A 16,090-nucleotide genomic window follows, 5' to 3' on the forward strand; every position below is an offset into this window, starting at 1 on the left:
TCAGTATTCCACACCGATCTGCGCCTTGATGCCCGAGCGGAACGGGTGCTTGACGAGTTCCATTTCGGTCACGAGATCGGCAAGCTCGATCAGCTCGTCCTTGGCGTTGCGGCCGGTCAGCACGACATGGGTCATCGGTGGCTTCTCGCTCGCCAGAAATTCCAGCACTTCGGCGAGGTCGATATAGTCGTAGCGGATGGCGATGTTGATCTCGTCGAGCAGCACCATGGAGTTGGCGGGATCGCGGATCAGTTCCTTGGCCTTTTCCCAAGCGGCCTTGGCCATGGCGATGTCGCGCGCCTTGTCCTGGGTTTCCCAGGTAAAGCCCTCACCCATGGTGTGGAATTCGCAGAGATCAGAGAACTGCCTCAGGATCAGGTCGCGCTCGCCGGTCGACATCGCCCCCTTGATGAACTGGACCACGGCGCATTTCTTGCCATGGGCGATGTGGCGGAAGATCATACCGAAGGCGGCGGAAGACTTGCCCTTGCCCTTGCCGGTGTGCACGATGACCAGGCCCTTTTCACCGGTCTTGGTCGCCATGATCTTATCGCGCGCGGCCTTCTTCTTGGCCATCTTTTCCGCATGACGGGCGAGATCGGCCTCGGGGTTGCTCATCGTTTCCTCGGTCATGTCGTACTCCCGGACCTGTTGAACTCTTTTGCAAACCAGATGCGCTGCGGGGCGTCGCCGACCTTCGGCAGGCGGCCAATCTCGCGATAACCCTCGCGCAGATAGAAGCGCGGCGCCTGGAACTCGAAGGTATCGAGGTAAATGCCGACCAGGCCATCCTCAAGCGCCAGGGCTTCCGCTCGGGCGAGAAGCTGCGCGCCAATGCCGCGCCCCCGTGCCTCCGGCGCCACGGCCAGAAACTTGACGAAAAACCAGCGCTGCAGATAGGCGCCGATCAGTCCTCCGACGAAGCCGCCGTCGGCGTCGAGGGCCCGCATCTGAACCTTTCGCGCCTCGAACGGGTGTCCCAGCCCTTCTGCTGCCTCATCGAGAATTGCGACGACGGCTCCGGCCAAGAGATCGTCATCGTTCTCCAAGAGCTCGATATGCACCGGATCCGTCACACACCGCCCTCGCTTTTCGGCAGATCATCGTCGATGTGGAGCCAGTCGACCCGTTCGTCCCAATGCCAGTGCTCCCGAATGGGGATAGAGAGTCCGTCATCGAGGCTCGCAACATAGAAATCGATGTCTTGCGGCCGCCGGATAGTCTCGAACGACATCGGCGATCCGCAATTGCCGCAGAAGCCGCGCCGCACGCCCGGCGAAGAGGCGTAGAAACGCAGGCTCTCCCCTTCGAGCGCGGCGCTGTCCCGCGCCACGGTCAGAAATGTCGTGATCGGGGAAGAGGCCGCACGCCGGCAGCTTTCGCAATGGCAATGGCCGGAACTTCGCACAGGTCCAGTTGTGCGAAAGCGAACGCCACCACACAGGCAATGGCCGCTCAAAGCCATCGGTTGACCGCGCTCAGTGTCCGACATGCTGTTCTCCCTGCGTCATTTCAACCAGGGTGAACTTGGCGGAATTGCTTTTCGGCGTCCATAGGCCGCGCTCCATTGCCTCGATCAGGCGGTCCGCGAGCTCCTTTTGCGCCGGAGCATTTTTCTCGGCCATGAAGTCGCGCACGCGCTCATCGAGGATGAAGGCCTGGTAGACGGCCTCGAAATGGTGATCGCGGACAGCCCCCGTCGTCGCAGCGAAGGCAAACATGTAATCGACCGTCGCGGTGATTTCGAACGCGCCCTTGTAGCCGTGGCGCATGACGCCTTCGATCCACTTCGGATTGACCACACGGGCCCGCACGACGCGGCCGATCTCTTCCTCAAGGCTGCGGATGACGGGCTTTTCCGGTCGCGAATGATCGTTGTGATAGACCTTCGGCCTGATGCCAGCGACATACTCGATCGCCGCCGTCATGCCGCCCTCGAACTGGTAGTAGTCGTCGCTGTCGAGCAGGTCGTGCTCGCGATTGTCCTGGTTCTGCACCACGGCCTGGACCGAACGTAAACGCTCCTCGAACAGACCACGTTCCGCCTTGCCCTCCTGGCCTGCGCCATAGGCATAACCGCCCCAGACGAGATAGCTTTCGGCGAGATCGGCGCGCTCGGCCCAGCCCTTTTCGTCGATCAGGGCTTGAAGGCCAGCGCCATAGGCACCGGGCTTGGAGCCGAAGACCCGGTAGCCGGCACGGCGGGCGGCCTGCTTGTCGTCCAGCCCCTCGCCTTTCAGCTTCTCGGTTTCAGCCCGCACGCGGGCCGCAATCGGATTGTCGCCCTCGTCCTCGTCGAGTACCGCCACCGCCCGCACCGCCTTGTCGAATAGCGCGATCTGTTCGGGGAAGGCGTCACGGAAGAAACCGGAGATGCGCAAGGTCAAATCGACGCGCGGGCGGCCGAGGACCGCCATCGGGATCACCTCGAAGCCGGTGACGCGGCGCGAGGCCATGTCCCAGAGCGGCTTGACGCCGATCAGCGCCAGAGCCTGCGCGATATCATCGCCGCCGGTGCGCATGTTCGACGTGCCCCAGGCGGTGATGCCGAAGGAGGTTGGCCACTCGCCATGGTCCTGGACGTAGCGCTGGATCAGGAGCTCTGCGGATTTCCTGCCGAGTTCGTAAGCCGCCGGCGTCGGCACGGCGCGGCTATCGACCGAGTAGAAATTTCGGCCCGTCGGGAGAACGTCCGGGCGTCCGCGGGTCGGCGCGCCGGAGGGGCCCGGGGGCACAAACTGCCCGGAAAGGCCTCTGAGGAGGCCCTCGATTTCGGCGGGGCCGGAGGAGACGACGGCGGGCTTCAGGCGGGTTTCGATCTCGGCGAGTACTGCGCGGGTGCGCGGCCAGTCATCGGGGCACGTGATCTCGCCGGAGGCGAACTTGGCAGCAAGCAGTTCGATGCGCTCGACGGTGTCGCCAGCGGTGCGCCAGGGGGCGTCGATGAGATCGGCGAGGATCGCAGGTTTTGCCCCCGTCCAGGGCGCGGACATCACGCAGTCGAGGGGATCGAATATCTTCGGCGTTGTGCCTAAGGTACCCCCCTCTGTCGGCTGCGCCGACATCTCCCCCACAAGGGGGGAGAGCAGATGCAGATCGCCCGCGATCGCCCGCGGCAGGCTGGCATCGCCACCCTCGCCCTGGCCGCGTGGCACACGCGCCAGCGCGACCACGAGGTCGGCCAGCAGCCTTCCCTCGGGCGCGCGCCCGAAGATGTGCAGTCCGTCGCGGATCTGCATTTCCTTGAGATCACAGAGATAGGCGTCGAGCTTTTCCAGCGCCGTCTCGTCAGGCTCGCCCTTGGAAATCCCGGCATCCTGGTCGAGCCCGATGTCTGCGATCAGTTCCAGGATCTGCTTCTTCAAGAGAACAAGCCGGCGCGGATCGCCGCCCGAGGCTTCGTAATACTCGTCGACCAGTGCCTCCAGGTCCTTCAGCGGTCCATAGCTTTCAGCCCGGGTCAAAGGCGGCGTCAGGTGGTCGATGATGACGGCGGACGTGCGGCGCTTGGCCTGGGTTCCCTCGCCTGGATCATTGACGATGAAGGGGTAGAGATGCGGGAGCGGTCCAAAGACGGCCTCCGGGAAGCAGGTTTCAGACAGCGCCAGCGCCTTGCCCGGGAGCCATTCGAGATTGCCGTGTTTGCCCATGTGGATCACCGCCTGCGCCCCGAATTCTCGCCTCAGGAAGGCGTAGAAGGCGAAATAGCCATGCGGCGGGACGAGGTCCGGGGAATGGTAGGTTTCCTTGGGGTCAATATTATAGCCACGGGCGGGCTGAATGCCGATCATGAGCTTGCCGAAGCGCATCAGCGGCAGCGCGAAGGCCCCGTCGAGATGGAAAGGATCGGCCTCGGGCGCGCCCCAACGCGCGGTAACTCGCTCCTGAACTTCTTTGGGAAGATCCTGGAGGAACGATCTGTAATCGCTGGTGGAAATCCGTTCACGGATCACGCGTCCATCTTTCGCCGCATTGGTCGGTCCCGCCATCAGCGCCAGCATCAACGCGTCGCCGTCGGCGGGCAAATCGGTGACGTCGTAGCCTGCGTCGCGCATGGCGCGCATGACCTCCACGGTACCGGCGGGCGTGTCCAGTCCGACGCCGTTGCCGAGGCGGCCGTCACGGTTCGGGTAGTTCGCCATGATCAGCGCCACGCGACGATCTGCGGGTTCGGTCGTGCGGAGTTTCGCCCAGTTGGCGGCGAGTTTCGCGACGAAATGCATACGGCCTGCATCCGACTCATGGCTCACAAGATTGGCCTCGACCCGCTCGTCAAAGCGCGCCTTCGACTTGAAGGAGACGGCACGCGTCAGGACCCGGCCATCGACTTCCGGCAGGGCGACGCTCATTGCCAGATCGCGGGCGCTGAGGCCCTGGCTCGAACTCTCCCAGGTGCTGCGCGGCGAAGACGAAAAGATCGCCTGCAGCACCACGGCACCGGTCTCGTCGAGCACCGTCGACGGCATTTCGGCGCCCGGGGTGGAGACGGCGAAACCTGTCGTGTTGATGACCACCGAGGGAGGGAATCGCGTGAAGATGGCACGAAGCGTATCGACGGAGACCTGGTCCTTGAGGCTTGAGACGAAGACCGGAAGCGGGATCAGGCCCTGAGCTTTCAAGGCTTCGACCATGGCCTCGACGGGAGCCGTTTCGCCGCTCTGGACGAGGGCGCGGTAGAAGCAGAGGGGGGTGATGGCTCGAAGCCCCTCCCCCTTGTGGGGAGGGGTTGGGGAGGGGCTTACCCCCTCTGGCCTGCCGGCCATCTCCCCCACAAGGGGGGAGAGACCATCTGGCACCATTTGCCCCTCATCCGCCCTGCGGGCACCTTCTCCCCGTGAACGGGAAAAAGGAGGCACGCCGCCAGCCACGAAGCCGCTCTCCCCCCTTGTGGGGGAGATGGCCGGCAGGCCAGAGGGGGGCGCCGCAAACGCCAGCCTCTCCCATTCCTCGACCCCGATCACGCCCCTGCCCGGCCACCAGATGCCGGCTTTCAGCAGGGGCCGCGCAGGTTCCGGGCGTTCCTCCCCGCGCAGCATAGCCTCGGCATAGGCGACGAAGGCCGAGGCATTCCCCGCCCCGCCTTCGGTGAGATAGGTCCAGAGCGCCTGACGGTCGTCATCCACGCAGGCCTGATAAGGCGAAAGCCCCTCGTCCGGCTTGTCGTCGCCGGGCAGCACGACGATGGCCGCGCCGCTGCGACGGGCTGAGGCATGCAGCGCCTCCAGCGCATAGTGAAAGTAGCTCGCCCCCCCCAGCGCCCTGACCACAATCAGCCGGGCATGGCGTGCCGTGCGCTCGATATAGGTATCGACCGACATCGGATGCTTCAGCGTCATCAGGCTGGCCAGCCGCCAGCGCAGCGCTTCTACGCCCCTCGCCTCAACGGCTGCGGCTATGGCCGCAAGCTCCGTGTCCGCCGCCGAGAGGAACAACACGTCCCCTGGCGTCTGGCCAAGATCGATCGCCTCGTCGCCGTCGCTGATCGATCCCTTCTGGGCTAGGAGGAGATGCATGACGGTTCCCAGTAGATGTTAGGTGAGCTGCTAACCGTCGGAGCTTGTAATAGCCCCCTCTGCCCTGCCGGGCATCTCCCCCTCAAGGTGGGAGATCGGAAGGCGGCAACGTCGCGCCCCTCTGGAAAGCCTTCAGCTGCTCCAGCCCTGGATGTCTGACCGCGACGAGTCGATGGCGTGAGCAAGAACCTCGGCAGACGGGTGCCAACTTGCCCGCGAACCAGAAGGCGCGCGGTTTTCCGATCTCCCCCTTTGAGGGGGAGATGGCCGGCAGGCCAGAGGGGGGTAACAACACACGCCATCGCTGAAGGACTTCTCAGACAGCCGCCGCCTGGACGTCCTCGACCACGGTGCCGAAATCCCATTCATGCAGGCCGATCACCACCAGCCGCGTCTCGCGCTTCTCGGTGCTCGTCCAGGGACGGTCGAAATAGGTGTCGATGCGGGTGCCGACGGCCTGGATGACAAGGCGCATGGGCTTGCCGGGCACGTCGATGAAGCCCTTCAGGCGCAGGATGTCGTGCTTCTCGATGACCGGCTTCAGGCGGTCGATGAAGTCCGAGGGGTCCTTGATCGCGCCAAGCCTGAGGACGAAGCTTTCGAACTCGTCGTGGTCGTGATGGTGGTCGTGATCTTCACCCGAGGCATGCAGCGCCTCGTGCTCCAGCTCGTGGTGAGACTTGCGGTTCTCGATGTCATCTTCGGTGCTGGCGCCGATGCCGAGCAGGACGAGCGACGGGACTTCGCCGTTCTTCGCCTCGATCATCGACGGCTTGCGGCTGGTGCGCCCAGTCACCTCGGCGCGGACGGCGGCGATGCCCGCCGCATCCAGCAAGTCGGTCTTGTTCAAGACGATAAGGTCGGCGCAGGTCAGCTGATCTTCGAACAATTCCTCGATCGGGCTCTCGTGGTCGAGATTGTCGTCCTCGGCACGCTGGGCGGCGACCGCGTCGTGGTCGTCGGCGAAACGGCCTGCCGCCACGGCAGCGCTGTCGACCACGGTGACGACACCATCGACGGTGACGCGGGTGCGGATATCGGGCCAGTTGAAGGCGGCGACCAGCGGCTGCGGCAGAGCAAGACCCGAGGTTTCGATGACGATATGGTCAGGCTTCACGTCGCGGTCGAGCAGCTTCTGCATGGTCGGCACGAAGTCATCGGCCACCGTGCAGCAGATGCAGCCATTGGTGAGCTCGATGATGTCGTCCTCGGTGCAATTATCAGCGCCGCAACCCTTCAGCACGTCGCCATCGACGCCGAGATCGCCGAATTCGTTGATGATCAAAGCAATCTTCTTGCCGCCTGCATTGGTCAGCATGTTGCGGATGATGGTGGTCTTGCCGGCCCCCAGGAAGCCGGTGATGACGGTGGCGGGGATCTTCTGCTGCAACATGGTTCAACCCTTCATTTTCAGCGGCAATCCGGCCGCAACGAAATAGACTTCATCCGCCTCGGCGGCGATGGCTTGATGGAGACGGCCGGCATGGTCGCGGAAGGCGCGGGCCATCTTGTTTTCGGGCACGATGCCGAGGCCGACCTCATTGGAGACGAAAATGACGGTAGCCTGGAGTTCCCCAAGACCGGCGGCGAGTGCCGCGCCGTCTGCGTCGACGTCACGGCCCTCTTCCATCATCAAGTTCGTGACCCAGAGCGTCAGGCAGTCGACGAGAATGACGCGACCGGGCTTGTCTAGTGCCTTCAGCGCGCCGACGAGATCCAGTGGCTCCTCATGCGTCGTCCAGCCGTCATTGGCGCGGTCGGCCTTATGGGCGTCGATGCGGGCACGCATCTCGTCGTCCCAGGCGCGTCCCGTCGCGAGGTAAAACCTGTCGAGGCCGGTGTCGCGCGCCAAGCCCTCGGCAAAACGCGACTTGCCCGAACGGGCGCCACCGAGAACCAGAATGGATCGGGAATGGGATGCGGTCATGGCGTGCCATGACCTTCGACCGGGCACAGACGGTCAGAGGCGCATGCCTTCAGCATGAACGAAAAATAGAACGGTTCCCGGCCAGAAAAGACGGGCCGGCACCGTCGGGTCGACAGGGACCCGCGGACGCAAGACGTCGCCACGACAACCTCCGTGCTGGCAACGGGGAAACCTCCCCAGTTTGGGCACCATGCCCGTGGATGGCAGGTCTCCTGGCTCGCAGGTCTTGGCCCATAAAGGACCGCCGGGTTCTCCTCGCCTTCCCAGGGTTATCAGCAACACGAAAGAGCGGACGATTCGTAGAGAAAGAGGCGTCCTGCCCCGGCTGATCGTGTTGCCACCCCAGTGGCTTTTCCGTTCTGTCGTTTTCGATTGGCCGATCGCACTCTGCGACCCGTCACCACCTGCACGACAAAGCGGATGGAGAACCCTCGCTGCAATACAGTCGCGGGGTCGGCTGCGTTCCGCGTGCCCGATTGGGGTCCACGCCTTCGCATTCCCTTTTGCTCTCCGGACAACATCTCTGTCGTCCGGAAACCATCCATCACGAGGATTAGGCCGAGGTTATGCCCAAGTCAATCACGGCAGCGGCATGGGCATGCGTCATCCCGCCTCAAGCCGTCGTCAGGGTGCGGGAGGGCAGGCTGGCGTCACCGCGGGGTCGCAGTCGGGCCGCAACCGGATCGTGCCGACGGCTCCCTGTTCGACGGGCGTGCCCTTGCCGGTATCGGCTGCACGCTTGGCCGGCTGGGAAGGAGACGCGGGTGGGACGGGCTGGATCTCGGCGACAGGCGGAGCGGCCATCTCGCGAGGTGGCGCGGATGCGGGCGCTTCGGGCCCTGTGACAACGACAGGTTTTTGCCGTTCGACCCGGGGCGGCGCAGCCGTGACACGGGGGCTGACCGGCAGCGGTGCCGGGCTCGTGAGCAAAGGCGGATCCGACACCAGCCGAGTCGACACCGTTCGGGGTGGCACAGCCTTGCGAATGCGGGGCGTGGTCAGCGAGAAGGCGAAGCGGATGCGTGCTGCGATCTCCTCAGCGAGGGCCTGCCGCGCCCAGCGCGGATCATCCGTCGGGCTGTTGACTGTAAAGAAGCCCTGGGCAACCGGCTGCCCCGTTTCGACCGACGTCGCCGTCACCGTGAACTTGGCCTGGGCCAGCTGACGACGGGCGCCCTCCCCGAAGCCGAGGCGGTCGATCTTGACCAATAGCACGACCCGCTCGGCGCCGTCGGGCGGACGCGTCGCGGCGATCGCCGCCGACACACGCCGATCCACGTTCTCGATCAGGTCGAGCGGAATGCGTGCATGCGCCATGACAGTGACGTTTCGAACGTAGTAGACCAGCGGACGGTCGATGCTGCGTCCGTGAAACAGAGAACAAGACGCGAGCAGCAGGGCAAAGCTCAGGGCAAAGACGATGCGAAGGCTGCGAGCGAACATGACGACCCCGGACAGGTGATTCTGGACCTGTCCGAGAATTCGTCATTTATGGTTAGTGGAGAGTTAACTTTGCGGCTGGATCGCGTGGAAGAGCGCTGCGGCAGAGGCATATTCGCCGTACCTGGCTTCGCGGCGCGCCTCGGCCTCTGCATCCGAGCCCCAATGCTCGATCGTCCAGTCCTCGTCGAGATGGGCAAGCGACCAGACATCGTCGAGATCAAAGGCCCCATCCGCAAAGGCGAGCGCCAGCACGGCCGAGCCGGTCAGCGTCGTCACGACATTGAGGCATGAAATCTGGAAGGGATCACGATAACGCTCGAGCGCCCGTGCATAGGCGGCGATCGCCTCGCGCGGCTGCTCCTGATGCATCACGCCCTCGACGAGGATGAAGCGTGCGCCGTGGGCGGTCGCGATCCAGCCGAGGAGAGGGTCCCAGCGGGCCGACTGGCGGTCGATCAGTTCTTTCGGGCCGTCGGCGCGATAGCACAGAAGGTCTGTGCCGGCAAAACGCACGATCTCATCGAAAACCTCGTTAAGGCTGCTGGTCACTGCGTCGATCGCCGTATTGGCGAGCTTGGTGATCGGCATGGTCGCCGGGTCGATGTGTTCCCCCTGCCCGGCCCATTCGGCCACGACGAGTTCGGCTGCCTCGCGGGTCGGTAGCGTCAGCAGGTTCTTCGCGGGCGTCTTCACCGGCTTGCCGTCAAGCGTGATCGAGAAGCCGTCTTCGCACGCCTCAATGCCAACACTCTCGTAGAAGCGCTTCGGCAGCGGCCGTTTCATCTGGATCTGCGCCCGGCGCACCGGATCCTCGTGGCTCGGCTCCGGAATGAAGGTCCCGAAAATGTCCTGACTGAGTTCGTCGCGCATCAAAGGCTCCTAGTGGATATAGGCCAGAAGGTCGGCGGGGCGTTCGACAACCGCATCGGCACCGGCGTTCCAGAGATCGTCCGCCTTGGCGTAGCCCCAGGAAACGCCAATCGCGGTCGCACCGGCGGCCTTGGCCATCTGCATGTCGTAAATCGCGTCGCCGATCACAATGGTCTCGCGCGGGGCGATGCCGGCCTCGTCACAGCATTCGGTCACCATGGCCGGATGCGGCTTGGAGGGGCATTCGTCGGCCGTCCGGCAGAAGAGGAAATGGGGCTTCAGGCCATGACCTTCAAGGATCATTTCAAGGCCACGGCGCGACTTGCCGGTGACGGCGCCGAGCCAGATGTCGTCGCGGGCGATCAGGGCGTCCAGCACCTCACGAATGCCGTCGAACATGATTTCGCCGAAACCGGAGGCCCGGCGGACATCGGCAAAGACCGCCTTGTAGTGGGCAGCCATGGCGACGGCCTCGTCGTCGGCATGCGGCTTGCCGTCCATGCGGGCGATCGCGATGTCGAGCGTCAGGCCGATGATCGACTTCGTCGTCTCAAGTGCCGGTTCCGGCTTGCCGAAGGCCAGAAAGGTGTGGCGCATGACTTCATGGATCAGGCCGGCGCTGTCAACCAGCGTGCCGTCGCAATCGAAAAGGACGAGTTTCATTCGGCGTCCCTGTCGCCATCCGCCTGGTCGAAGCCAAGCAGGTTCCAGCTCTGCACCATGTGCGGCGACAGCGGTGCCGTCACCTTGAGGCGGCCACCGTTCGGATGCGGCAGGTCGATATGCCGGGCATGCAGATGCAGCCGCTTCTGGATGCCGCCGGGGAAATCCCAGTTATGGTCATCGATAAAGTATTTGGGATCGCCGATGATCGGGTGACCGATATGGAGCGCATGGACGCGCAGCTGGTGGGTCCGCCCGGTATAGGGCTCCATCTCCAGCCAGGCGAGGTTTTGGGCCGCCGTGTCGATGACGCGGTAGTAGGACACGGCGTGGTCGGCCCCCTCCTCGCCATGCTTGCAGACGCGCATCCGGTCGCCTTCGTCGGTCTGGTCCTTGGTCAGCCAGGTCGAGATCTTGTCCTCATGCTTGCGCGGCACGCCCTTCACCAGCGACCAGTAGATCTTCTTGGTGTCGCGTTCTCGGAAGGCAGCCGTCAGCTTCTGGGCCGCGCCGCGCGTCCGGGCAACGACGAGAACGCCCGAGGTGTCGCGGTCGAGGCGATGCACGAGGCGCGGCTTCTCGCCCTTCCGGCTCGTCCAGGCTTCGAGCATCTTGTCGATATGGCGGGTCAGGCCCGAGCCACCCTGCACGGCAAGGCCGGCGGGCTTGTTCAAGACGAAGACCTTTTCGTCCTCGTGCAGCAGCATGCGCGACAGGAGTTCGTGGTCGTCGCCGTGCTTCAGATCGTGGCTGGCAATCGGGCCGGTCTTCTTGGCGTCGACATCCATGGGGGGAACGCGCACGACCTGGCCAGGCTGCACGCGGGCGTCGGTCTTCACGCGACCGCCGTCAACGCGCACCTGACCGGAGCGCAGAAGCTTCTGGAGCGCGCCGAAGCCGAGACCCGGATAGTGGATCTTGAACCAGCGGTCGAGCCGCATGCCGGCCTCGTCGGCCTCCACGGTGATATGTTCGATGCCTGCCATGAGGATACTTTCTGCTCGGGTTCTCCACCCACTTATCCCGTGCCTTTAGTAGATTTCGGGCGGAAAGGGAAAGCCGAAATGCGCAGATGCCGTTCAGAACAGGCTGCGACCAAGGGCAAGTCCACCGAAAGCGGCGGCAAGCGAGAGCAGGACGCTGGCGGCGACATAAACGAAAGCCGTCAGCCCCTCACCACGCTCAAAGAGCGCCATGGTGTCGAGCGAGAAGGACGAAAAGGTGGTGAAACCGCCCAGGAAACCCACGACGAGCAGAAGACGCAGTTCCAGCGGCGCTGAGAATTTCCGCGCCATCATCTCGGTCAGCAGTCCGATAATGAAGGAACCGATGATGTTGACCGTGATCGTGCCCCAGGGGAAACCAGGGCCGAGCAAGCGGGTCATGGCGATCCCTGTCAGATAGCGCGCCACGGACCCCGCCGCACCGCCGACGGCAACGAGCAGGATATTGAACATAGATGCCTCCGGCTCGAACCGCCCTCTCAGTCGTTCAAGCCGGTCCAGGCCGCCGCGTCAAGCCTTGGCCGAAGCCAGAAACTCCGTCACGAATGCGGACAGAGCCGTCCAATCGGTGAATTCGTGATCTCTTGAGACATCCGTGGGCGCGTTTTCATGCTCGGCCATTCGGCGGATGATCCAACGCTTGAAGAAGTCATATTCGGTATAACGCAGTGCGCCGGCGGCATGGTGCATCCTGCGGGGCTTCCAATTGCTTTCAGCGAGCAGGGCATCGGGAAAGTGAATCGCCTCCTGCCGCTCCTCGTCGAATTCGCTGCGGATCAGCATGGAGACCGACACGAAGGCGGAAGGGATGCTGTTCAGCCAGGACGCCTCCTGACTGACGAAGGCCGCAAAGGCAGCAGGATAGCGCGCCGCATGGACAGGGGCGCAGAGGATCGCCGCCTCTGGATGGCCAAGCGCATATTCTCCGCCGGAGGTGATGTCGAAGAGAAGGGCTCTGTGGCCCGCCGCTTCGATGGTCGATGCGACCGTTTCGGCGACCTTGCGCGTCTGACCTTCGATCGTCGCGTAACCCACAAGTACGATCATCTGCCCGTTCCTCTGTTGCTGTGTCTTCATCCTGCAAGGCGGGGGCAGAACGCGCCTTGATCTGGCGCAACACGAGGCTTTGTCCGGTCATTTCCGAACGTATCAAGCTTTATTCGATTTTTCTCATTCGACTTAAAGATGCATAGATAGCCGTGGTTTATTCTAATATCGTTACATAGTATCTGGAAACGCCCATGACACAGGTTGTCACAGTCTCTGCCCATACCGCGGCCTACGCGATGGAACCGGTGAAGCCGCCGCAGCGCGTCTCCCGCGCGACCTATGTTGAGGAACACACGCGTTTGCTCGCGCAGCAGGCGGCACAAAGCGAAGATCTGCGTCTGAGGGCTCTGGTCAACGTCGTGCAGCCACCGGCACTGGCCCTCTACTTCCTGACATCGGCGCAACAACAATTCGAGCAGGCGACGCTGAAGGAAACGATCGAGGCCTACAAGAACTCCGTCGCCTGATCGCTCAGGATCAGAGCAGTCAATGAAAAACCGCGACCGGTGACGGCCGCGGTTTCGTGTTTCAGGCGATGAAGATCGCGCTTAGTTGCCGCGAGCCGAACCGACCGGGAGCGCAACCTCAACCGTGCCGGCCTTCTCGAAGGTCAGCGTGACGTTGACGGTCCCGCCCTCCTGGAAAGGCTCGGCCACCTTATAGAACATCAGATGCAGACCGCCCGGCTTCAACTCGACCGTCTGACCGGCCGGGATGGCGATGCCATCTGTCAGCTGACGCATCTTCATGACGTCGCCTTCCATCGCCATCTCGTGCAGCTGGACCTCACCGGCCTGCGCCGAGGTCGCCGAGACAAGCCTGTCGTCTTCGCCACCCTTGTTGGTGATCGTGACAAAGCCGCCACCGACAGGCTGGCCCGGGAGCATGGCTTTCGTGAATCCGGCTGTCAGTTCGAGATCGCCTGCCGTGACAGTCTCGAAACCGCCCGGGTTAGTGGCCGCCATATGATCGCCGTGACCGGCATGGTCGCCATGGGCCCCATGCGCACCATGACCGCCGGCAGCGGCCTGGTCTGCAGGAGCGCCGTGACCCGCATGGGCGCCGTGGGCCCCATGGCCACCATGGGCATCGCCCTCGGCCGCGGCGAGCTTGAGGACTGGGGCCGGGCCGTCGAGATCATGCGGATCCTGGCCGGGTGCCGCGATCTGATCCCAGGCAACCTTTGCATCGGAGCCGCAGAGTTGCACCGTCGGGAAGGCAAGTCCGACCGCGGGGTCTCCGGCAGCGACCTTCCCGTAGACAACGAACGTGTCGTAGAAATTGTCGGGCAGTTCGCCATTCTTGAAACGGATTTCGACAGGGCCCGATGTCACCGACTTGCCGTGGTTGTCGTAGCTGTTCTGATAGTCACCGGTGATGACCTCAACTTCCCAGCCGGGTTTCGGCATGGGTTTCGCCGAGATGAAGCCTTCCGGCAGCTTGATCTGAACTTCATTGGTTGCCTTGCCGTCACAACCATGCGGCACTTGCAGGGTCGCGGCGACGTAAGAGCCGATCTTGGCGGGCTGGTTGGCGAAGGTGGCGTGGGCGAACACGGCCGTGGTCGAAGCGAGCGTGGCTAGGGCGGTCGCGAGAATCAGTCTGGTCGTCATGGGTGTCTCTCCTGGCCGCGGTCCCTTTTGGCCGTCGGCATCTATCGGTCTGAATCTGGTGTTGACAGCAATCAGGCGGAGAGCGGTGGACCACGCAGACGCGGACGGTCGAGAAGGTGGCGGGACCGGATGGTCGTCTCTGCGAGCGCGACTTCGCCGAGACTTGCGAACTGGCTGAGCAGCCAGGACTGGGCGGAGGGTTCCGGCAGGAGGATGGCCCCGGCGAGGCGGCAGACCTCGCAGTCAGCCATGGGCTTGATGCGCTTCTGCCCCTGATCGGCAATGCACAGGTCGGCGAATGTGCCATCAGGCATAACATAGACTGATGACTGGACATCATTGGCGATGGCCGCCGGCGTCCGGTGCGCGAAACCGACGGACAGGAAGACCAGCGCGCAGAGAATGCGCAGGATCATCGTCGCTGTCTTCGCCTTCGGCTTCATCCTGTCCCCCGTTTCATCCGATCCTTTATCGCGATGACGAGGTCAAGCCAAGTGGCGAGATGCCGCGGCCGGCGGTCAAATTCCAGGTTTGTTGAGCAGGCGCAAACAGGGCGCTTGAGCGACAATTATTTGTTCAAGAGCGACGCCTCCCTCTTGCCAAGGGGGTCCACGGACAGATAATGGCTTGCATGACCTTGTTGGGAGAAACCGGTTCAATCCGGTGCCGAAGGAGCAACCGCCCCGGAAACTCTCAGGCGAAAGGACCACAAGGCGTCGACTGCACTCTGGAGAGAGGCCCGTTTCCAAAGCGGGCCAAGCCGAAGGGATAACAATCTCAGGCACAAGGACAGAGGGGGCTCATGAACCGGCACAACCGTGCCCAGACTTGAGCAAGCGCGTGAGCGCGAACCCGGAGGCGACGTCTTGGACGATCAGACCCAACTGAAACGCACCCCCCTTTACGATTTCCATGTTTCGCTCGGCGCCAGGATGGTGCCCTTTGCCGGTTACGACATGCCGGTGCAATATCCGGCTGGCGTCTTGAAGGAGCATTTGCATACCCGCGCCGCTGCCGGCCTTTTCGATGTGTCGCACATGGGCCAGGTCGAACTCGTCGCCGCCTCCGGCACCTATGATGATGCCGCCAAGTCGCTGGAAACGCTCGTTCCGATCGATATCCTCGGCCTGAAGGACGGGCGCCAGCGCTACGGCTTCTTTACCGACGACAACGGCGGCATTCTCGATGACCTTATGATCTCGCGGCTGGGCGAACGGTTACTGGTCGTGGTCAATGCCGGCTGCAAGGATGCCGATATCGCGCACATGCGCGCAAAGCTGCCCGATGGTGTGCAGGTTCTCGTGCATGACGACCGCGCGCTTCTCGCCCTGCAGGGGCCGAAGGCGGAAGCCGTTCTCGCGACGCTCAATGCCGATGTCACCGCCATGAAGTTCATGGATGTGCGTGAACTGTCTCTGGGCGACATCCCTGCCCTCGTCTCGCGCACCGGCTATTCCGGCGAAGACGGTTTCGAGATCTCGGTGCCGGCCGATCGCGCCACCGATCTCGCCAAGGCGCTGCTCGACCAGCCGGACTGTCAGCCGATCGGGCTTGGCGCCCGTGATTCGTTACGCCTCGAAGCCGGCCTCTGCCTCTATGGCAACGACATCGACACGACAACCTCACCGGTCGAAGCCTCGATCGAATGGGGCATCCAGAAGGTCCGCCGCTTGGGCGGCGCCCGCGAAGGCGGCTTTCCGGGGGCGGGCCGCATCCTCGGCGAACTGGAGAATGGCGTTTCCCGCCGCCGCGTCGGGTTGAAGCCCGAGGGCAAGGCCCCGGTGCGTCCACCGGCCAGGCTGTTTGCCGATGCCGAAGGCAAGACCGAAATCGGTCACGTCTCCTCCGGCGGCTTCGGCCCGAGCGCCGAAGGTCCAATCGCGATGGGTTACGTGCCGACCGCCTTCGCCGAACCCGGCACCCAGGTTTTTGCGGAGGTCCGTGGCAAGTTCTTGGCCCTGACCGTTACCGCCCTTCCCTTCGTCACACCCACTTACAAACGCTAAA

16 protein-coding genes and 2 riboswitches are annotated in these 16,090 nt (G+C 63.5%); of the genes, 2 read left to right on the forward strand and 14 right to left on the reverse strand.

Translation table 11 applies throughout. The features are described from left to right. From cobO to H6M51_RS13400, 12 genes are all read right to left on the reverse strand, one after another. Complete coding sequence (cobO, locus tag H6M51_RS13345) at positions 1-633, reverse strand: cob(I)yrinic acid a,c-diamide adenosyltransferase (protein WP_185810317.1); 633 nt, start codon at positions 631-633, stop codon at positions 1-3. Beyond that, positions 630-1,076 carry a GNAT family N-acetyltransferase gene (locus tag H6M51_RS13350; RefSeq protein WP_348644479.1) on the reverse strand — a complete coding sequence of 149 codons (447 nt, stop codon included), beginning with the start codon at positions 1,074-1,076 and terminating at the stop codon, positions 630-632. The genes cobO and H6M51_RS13350 overlap by 4 nt, the downstream gene beginning before the upstream one ends. Further along, positions 1,073-1,492 (reverse strand): GFA family protein, encoded by a 420-nt coding sequence (locus H6M51_RS13355; protein WP_185810318.1) that lies wholly within the window; start codon positions 1,490-1,492, stop codon positions 1,073-1,075. Before H6M51_RS13355 ends, H6M51_RS13350 begins: the two co-directional genes overlap by 4 nt. Further along, on the reverse strand, positions 1,479-5,513 hold the full coding sequence (gene cobN, locus H6M51_RS13360) for a cobaltochelatase subunit CobN (protein WP_185810319.1): 4,035 nt from the start codon (positions 5,511-5,513) through the stop codon (positions 1,479-1,481). The genes H6M51_RS13355 and cobN overlap by 14 nt, the downstream gene beginning before the upstream one ends. A gap of 316 nt (positions 5,514-5,829) precedes the next feature. After that, the gene (cobW, locus tag H6M51_RS13365; RefSeq protein ID WP_185810320.1) at positions 5,830-6,906 is read right to left on the reverse strand and encodes a cobalamin biosynthesis protein CobW; all 1,077 of its coding nucleotides are present in this window, start codon (positions 6,904-6,906) and stop codon (positions 5,830-5,832) included. Positions 6,907-6,909: 3 nt separating this feature from the next. Further along, a complete protein-coding gene (gene cobU, locus H6M51_RS13370; protein WP_185810321.1) occupies positions 6,910-7,440 on the reverse strand; it encodes a bifunctional adenosylcobinamide kinase/adenosylcobinamide-phosphate guanylyltransferase in 531 nt (176 codons plus the stop codon). Positions 7,441-7,624: 184 nt separating this feature from the next. Further along, a riboswitch (cobalamin riboswitch) is annotated at positions 7,625-7,997 on the reverse strand. Between the two features lie 67 nt (positions 7,998-8,064). Further along, the gene (locus tag H6M51_RS13375) at positions 8,065-8,883 is read right to left on the reverse strand and encodes a hypothetical protein (protein ID WP_185810322.1); all 819 of its coding nucleotides are present in this window, start codon (positions 8,881-8,883) and stop codon (positions 8,065-8,067) included. A gap of 63 nt (positions 8,884-8,946) precedes the next feature. Next, positions 8,947-9,753 carry an ATP12 family chaperone protein gene (locus H6M51_RS13380; protein WP_185810323.1) on the reverse strand — a complete coding sequence of 269 codons (807 nt, stop codon included), beginning with the start codon at positions 9,751-9,753 and terminating at the stop codon, positions 8,947-8,949. Positions 9,754-9,762: 9 nt separating this feature from the next. Further along, a complete protein-coding gene (locus H6M51_RS13385; protein WP_185810324.1) occupies positions 9,763-10,416 on the reverse strand; it encodes an HAD-IA family hydrolase in 654 nt (217 codons plus the stop codon). Beyond that, entirely contained in the window at positions 10,413-11,402 is a 990-nt protein-coding gene (locus H6M51_RS13390) for an RluA family pseudouridine synthase (RefSeq protein ID WP_185810325.1), read from the reverse strand. Before H6M51_RS13390 ends, H6M51_RS13385 begins: the two co-directional genes overlap by 4 nt. Positions 11,403-11,495: 93 nt before the next feature. Further along, on the reverse strand, positions 11,496-11,873 hold the full coding sequence (crcB, locus tag H6M51_RS13395) for a fluoride efflux transporter CrcB (RefSeq protein WP_185810326.1): 378 nt from the start codon (positions 11,871-11,873) through the stop codon (positions 11,496-11,498). 57 nt (positions 11,874-11,930) lie between these two features. Next, entirely contained in the window at positions 11,931-12,467 is a 537-nt protein-coding gene (locus H6M51_RS13400) for a flavodoxin domain-containing protein (RefSeq protein ID WP_185810327.1), read from the reverse strand. A gap of 194 nt (positions 12,468-12,661) precedes the next feature. Between H6M51_RS13400 and H6M51_RS13405 the strand changes: the two genes are divergently transcribed. Continuing rightward, positions 12,662-12,937 carry a hypothetical protein gene (locus H6M51_RS13405; RefSeq protein WP_185810328.1) on the forward strand — a complete coding sequence of 92 codons (276 nt, stop codon included), beginning with the start codon at positions 12,662-12,664 and terminating at the stop codon, positions 12,935-12,937. An 81-nt stretch (positions 12,938-13,018) separates the two neighbouring features. Here H6M51_RS13405 and H6M51_RS13410 read toward each other — a convergent pair whose 3' ends face one another. After that, positions 13,019-14,083, reverse strand: coding sequence for a DUF1775 domain-containing protein (locus H6M51_RS13410; protein WP_185810329.1), 1,065 nt, complete (start codon positions 14,081-14,083; stop codon positions 13,019-13,021). A gap of 71 nt (positions 14,084-14,154) precedes the next feature. Beyond that, positions 14,155-14,526, reverse strand: a complete 372-nt coding sequence (locus H6M51_RS13415; protein ID WP_185810330.1) for a hypothetical protein — start codon at positions 14,524-14,526, stop codon at positions 14,155-14,157. 188 nt (positions 14,527-14,714) lie between these two features. After that, positions 14,715-14,802, forward strand: a riboswitch (glycine riboswitch). A gap of 147 nt (positions 14,803-14,949) precedes the next feature. On the opposite strand from H6M51_RS13415, the gene gcvT reads away from it, so the two are divergent. Beyond that, positions 14,950-16,089 (forward strand): glycine cleavage system aminomethyltransferase GcvT, encoded by a 1,140-nt coding sequence (gcvT, locus tag H6M51_RS13420; RefSeq protein WP_185810331.1) that lies wholly within the window; start codon positions 14,950-14,952, stop codon positions 16,087-16,089. The last annotated feature ends 1 nt before the right edge of the window (position 16,090 follow it).

The organism is Rhizobium sp. AQ_MP, from assembly GCF_014237835.1.
Classification (GTDB): domain Bacteria; phylum Pseudomonadota; class Alphaproteobacteria; order Rhizobiales; family Rhizobiaceae; genus Allorhizobium.

What these genes read in the sequence shown, in the direction of transcription:
- H6M51_RS13410 (WP_185810329.1), bottom strand. Translation starts at nt 14,083, where the DNA reads ATGACGACCAGACTGATTCTCGCGACCGCCCTAGCCACGCTCGCTTCG.
- H6M51_RS13405 (WP_185810328.1), top strand. Translation starts at nt 12,662, where the DNA reads ATGACACAGGTTGTCACAGTCTCTGCCCATACCGCGGCCTACGCGATG.
- H6M51_RS13375 (WP_185810322.1), bottom strand. Translation starts at nt 8,883, where the DNA reads ATGTTCGCTCGCAGCCTTCGCATCGTCTTTGCCCTGAGCTTTGCCCTG.
- H6M51_RS13355 (WP_185810318.1), bottom strand. Translation starts at nt 1,492, where the DNA reads ATGTCGGACACTGAGCGCGGTCAACCGATGGCTTTGAGCGGCCATTGC.
- H6M51_RS13400 (WP_185810327.1), bottom strand. Translation starts at nt 12,467, where the DNA reads ATGATCGTACTTGTGGGTTACGCGACGATCGAAGGTCAGACGCGCAAG.
- cobW (WP_185810320.1), bottom strand. Translation starts at nt 6,906, where the DNA reads ATGTTGCAGCAGAAGATCCCCGCCACCGTCATCACCGGCTTCCTGGGG.
- cobU (WP_185810321.1), bottom strand. Translation starts at nt 7,440, where the DNA reads ATGACCGCATCCCATTCCCGATCCATTCTGGTTCTCGGTGGCGCCCGT.
- crcB (WP_185810326.1), bottom strand. Translation starts at nt 11,873, where the DNA reads ATGTTCAATATCCTGCTCGTTGCCGTCGGCGGTGCGGCGGGGTCCGTG.
- H6M51_RS13380 (WP_185810323.1), bottom strand. Translation starts at nt 9,753, where the DNA reads ATGCGCGACGAACTCAGTCAGGACATTTTCGGGACCTTCATTCCGGAG.
- H6M51_RS13415 (WP_185810330.1), bottom strand. Translation starts at nt 14,526, where the DNA reads ATGAAGCCGAAGGCGAAGACAGCGACGATGATCCTGCGCATTCTCTGC.
- cobN (WP_185810319.1), bottom strand. Translation starts at nt 5,513, where the DNA reads ATGCATCTCCTCCTAGCCCAGAAGGGATCGATCAGCGACGGCGACGAG.
- H6M51_RS13385 (WP_185810324.1), bottom strand. Translation starts at nt 10,416, where the DNA reads ATGAAACTCGTCCTTTTCGATTGCGACGGCACGCTGGTTGACAGCGCC.
- H6M51_RS13390 (WP_185810325.1), bottom strand. Translation starts at nt 11,402, where the DNA reads ATGGCAGGCATCGAACATATCACCGTGGAGGCCGACGAGGCCGGCATG.
- cobO (WP_185810317.1), bottom strand. Translation starts at nt 633, where the DNA reads ATGACCGAGGAAACGATGAGCAACCCCGAGGCCGATCTCGCCCGTCAT.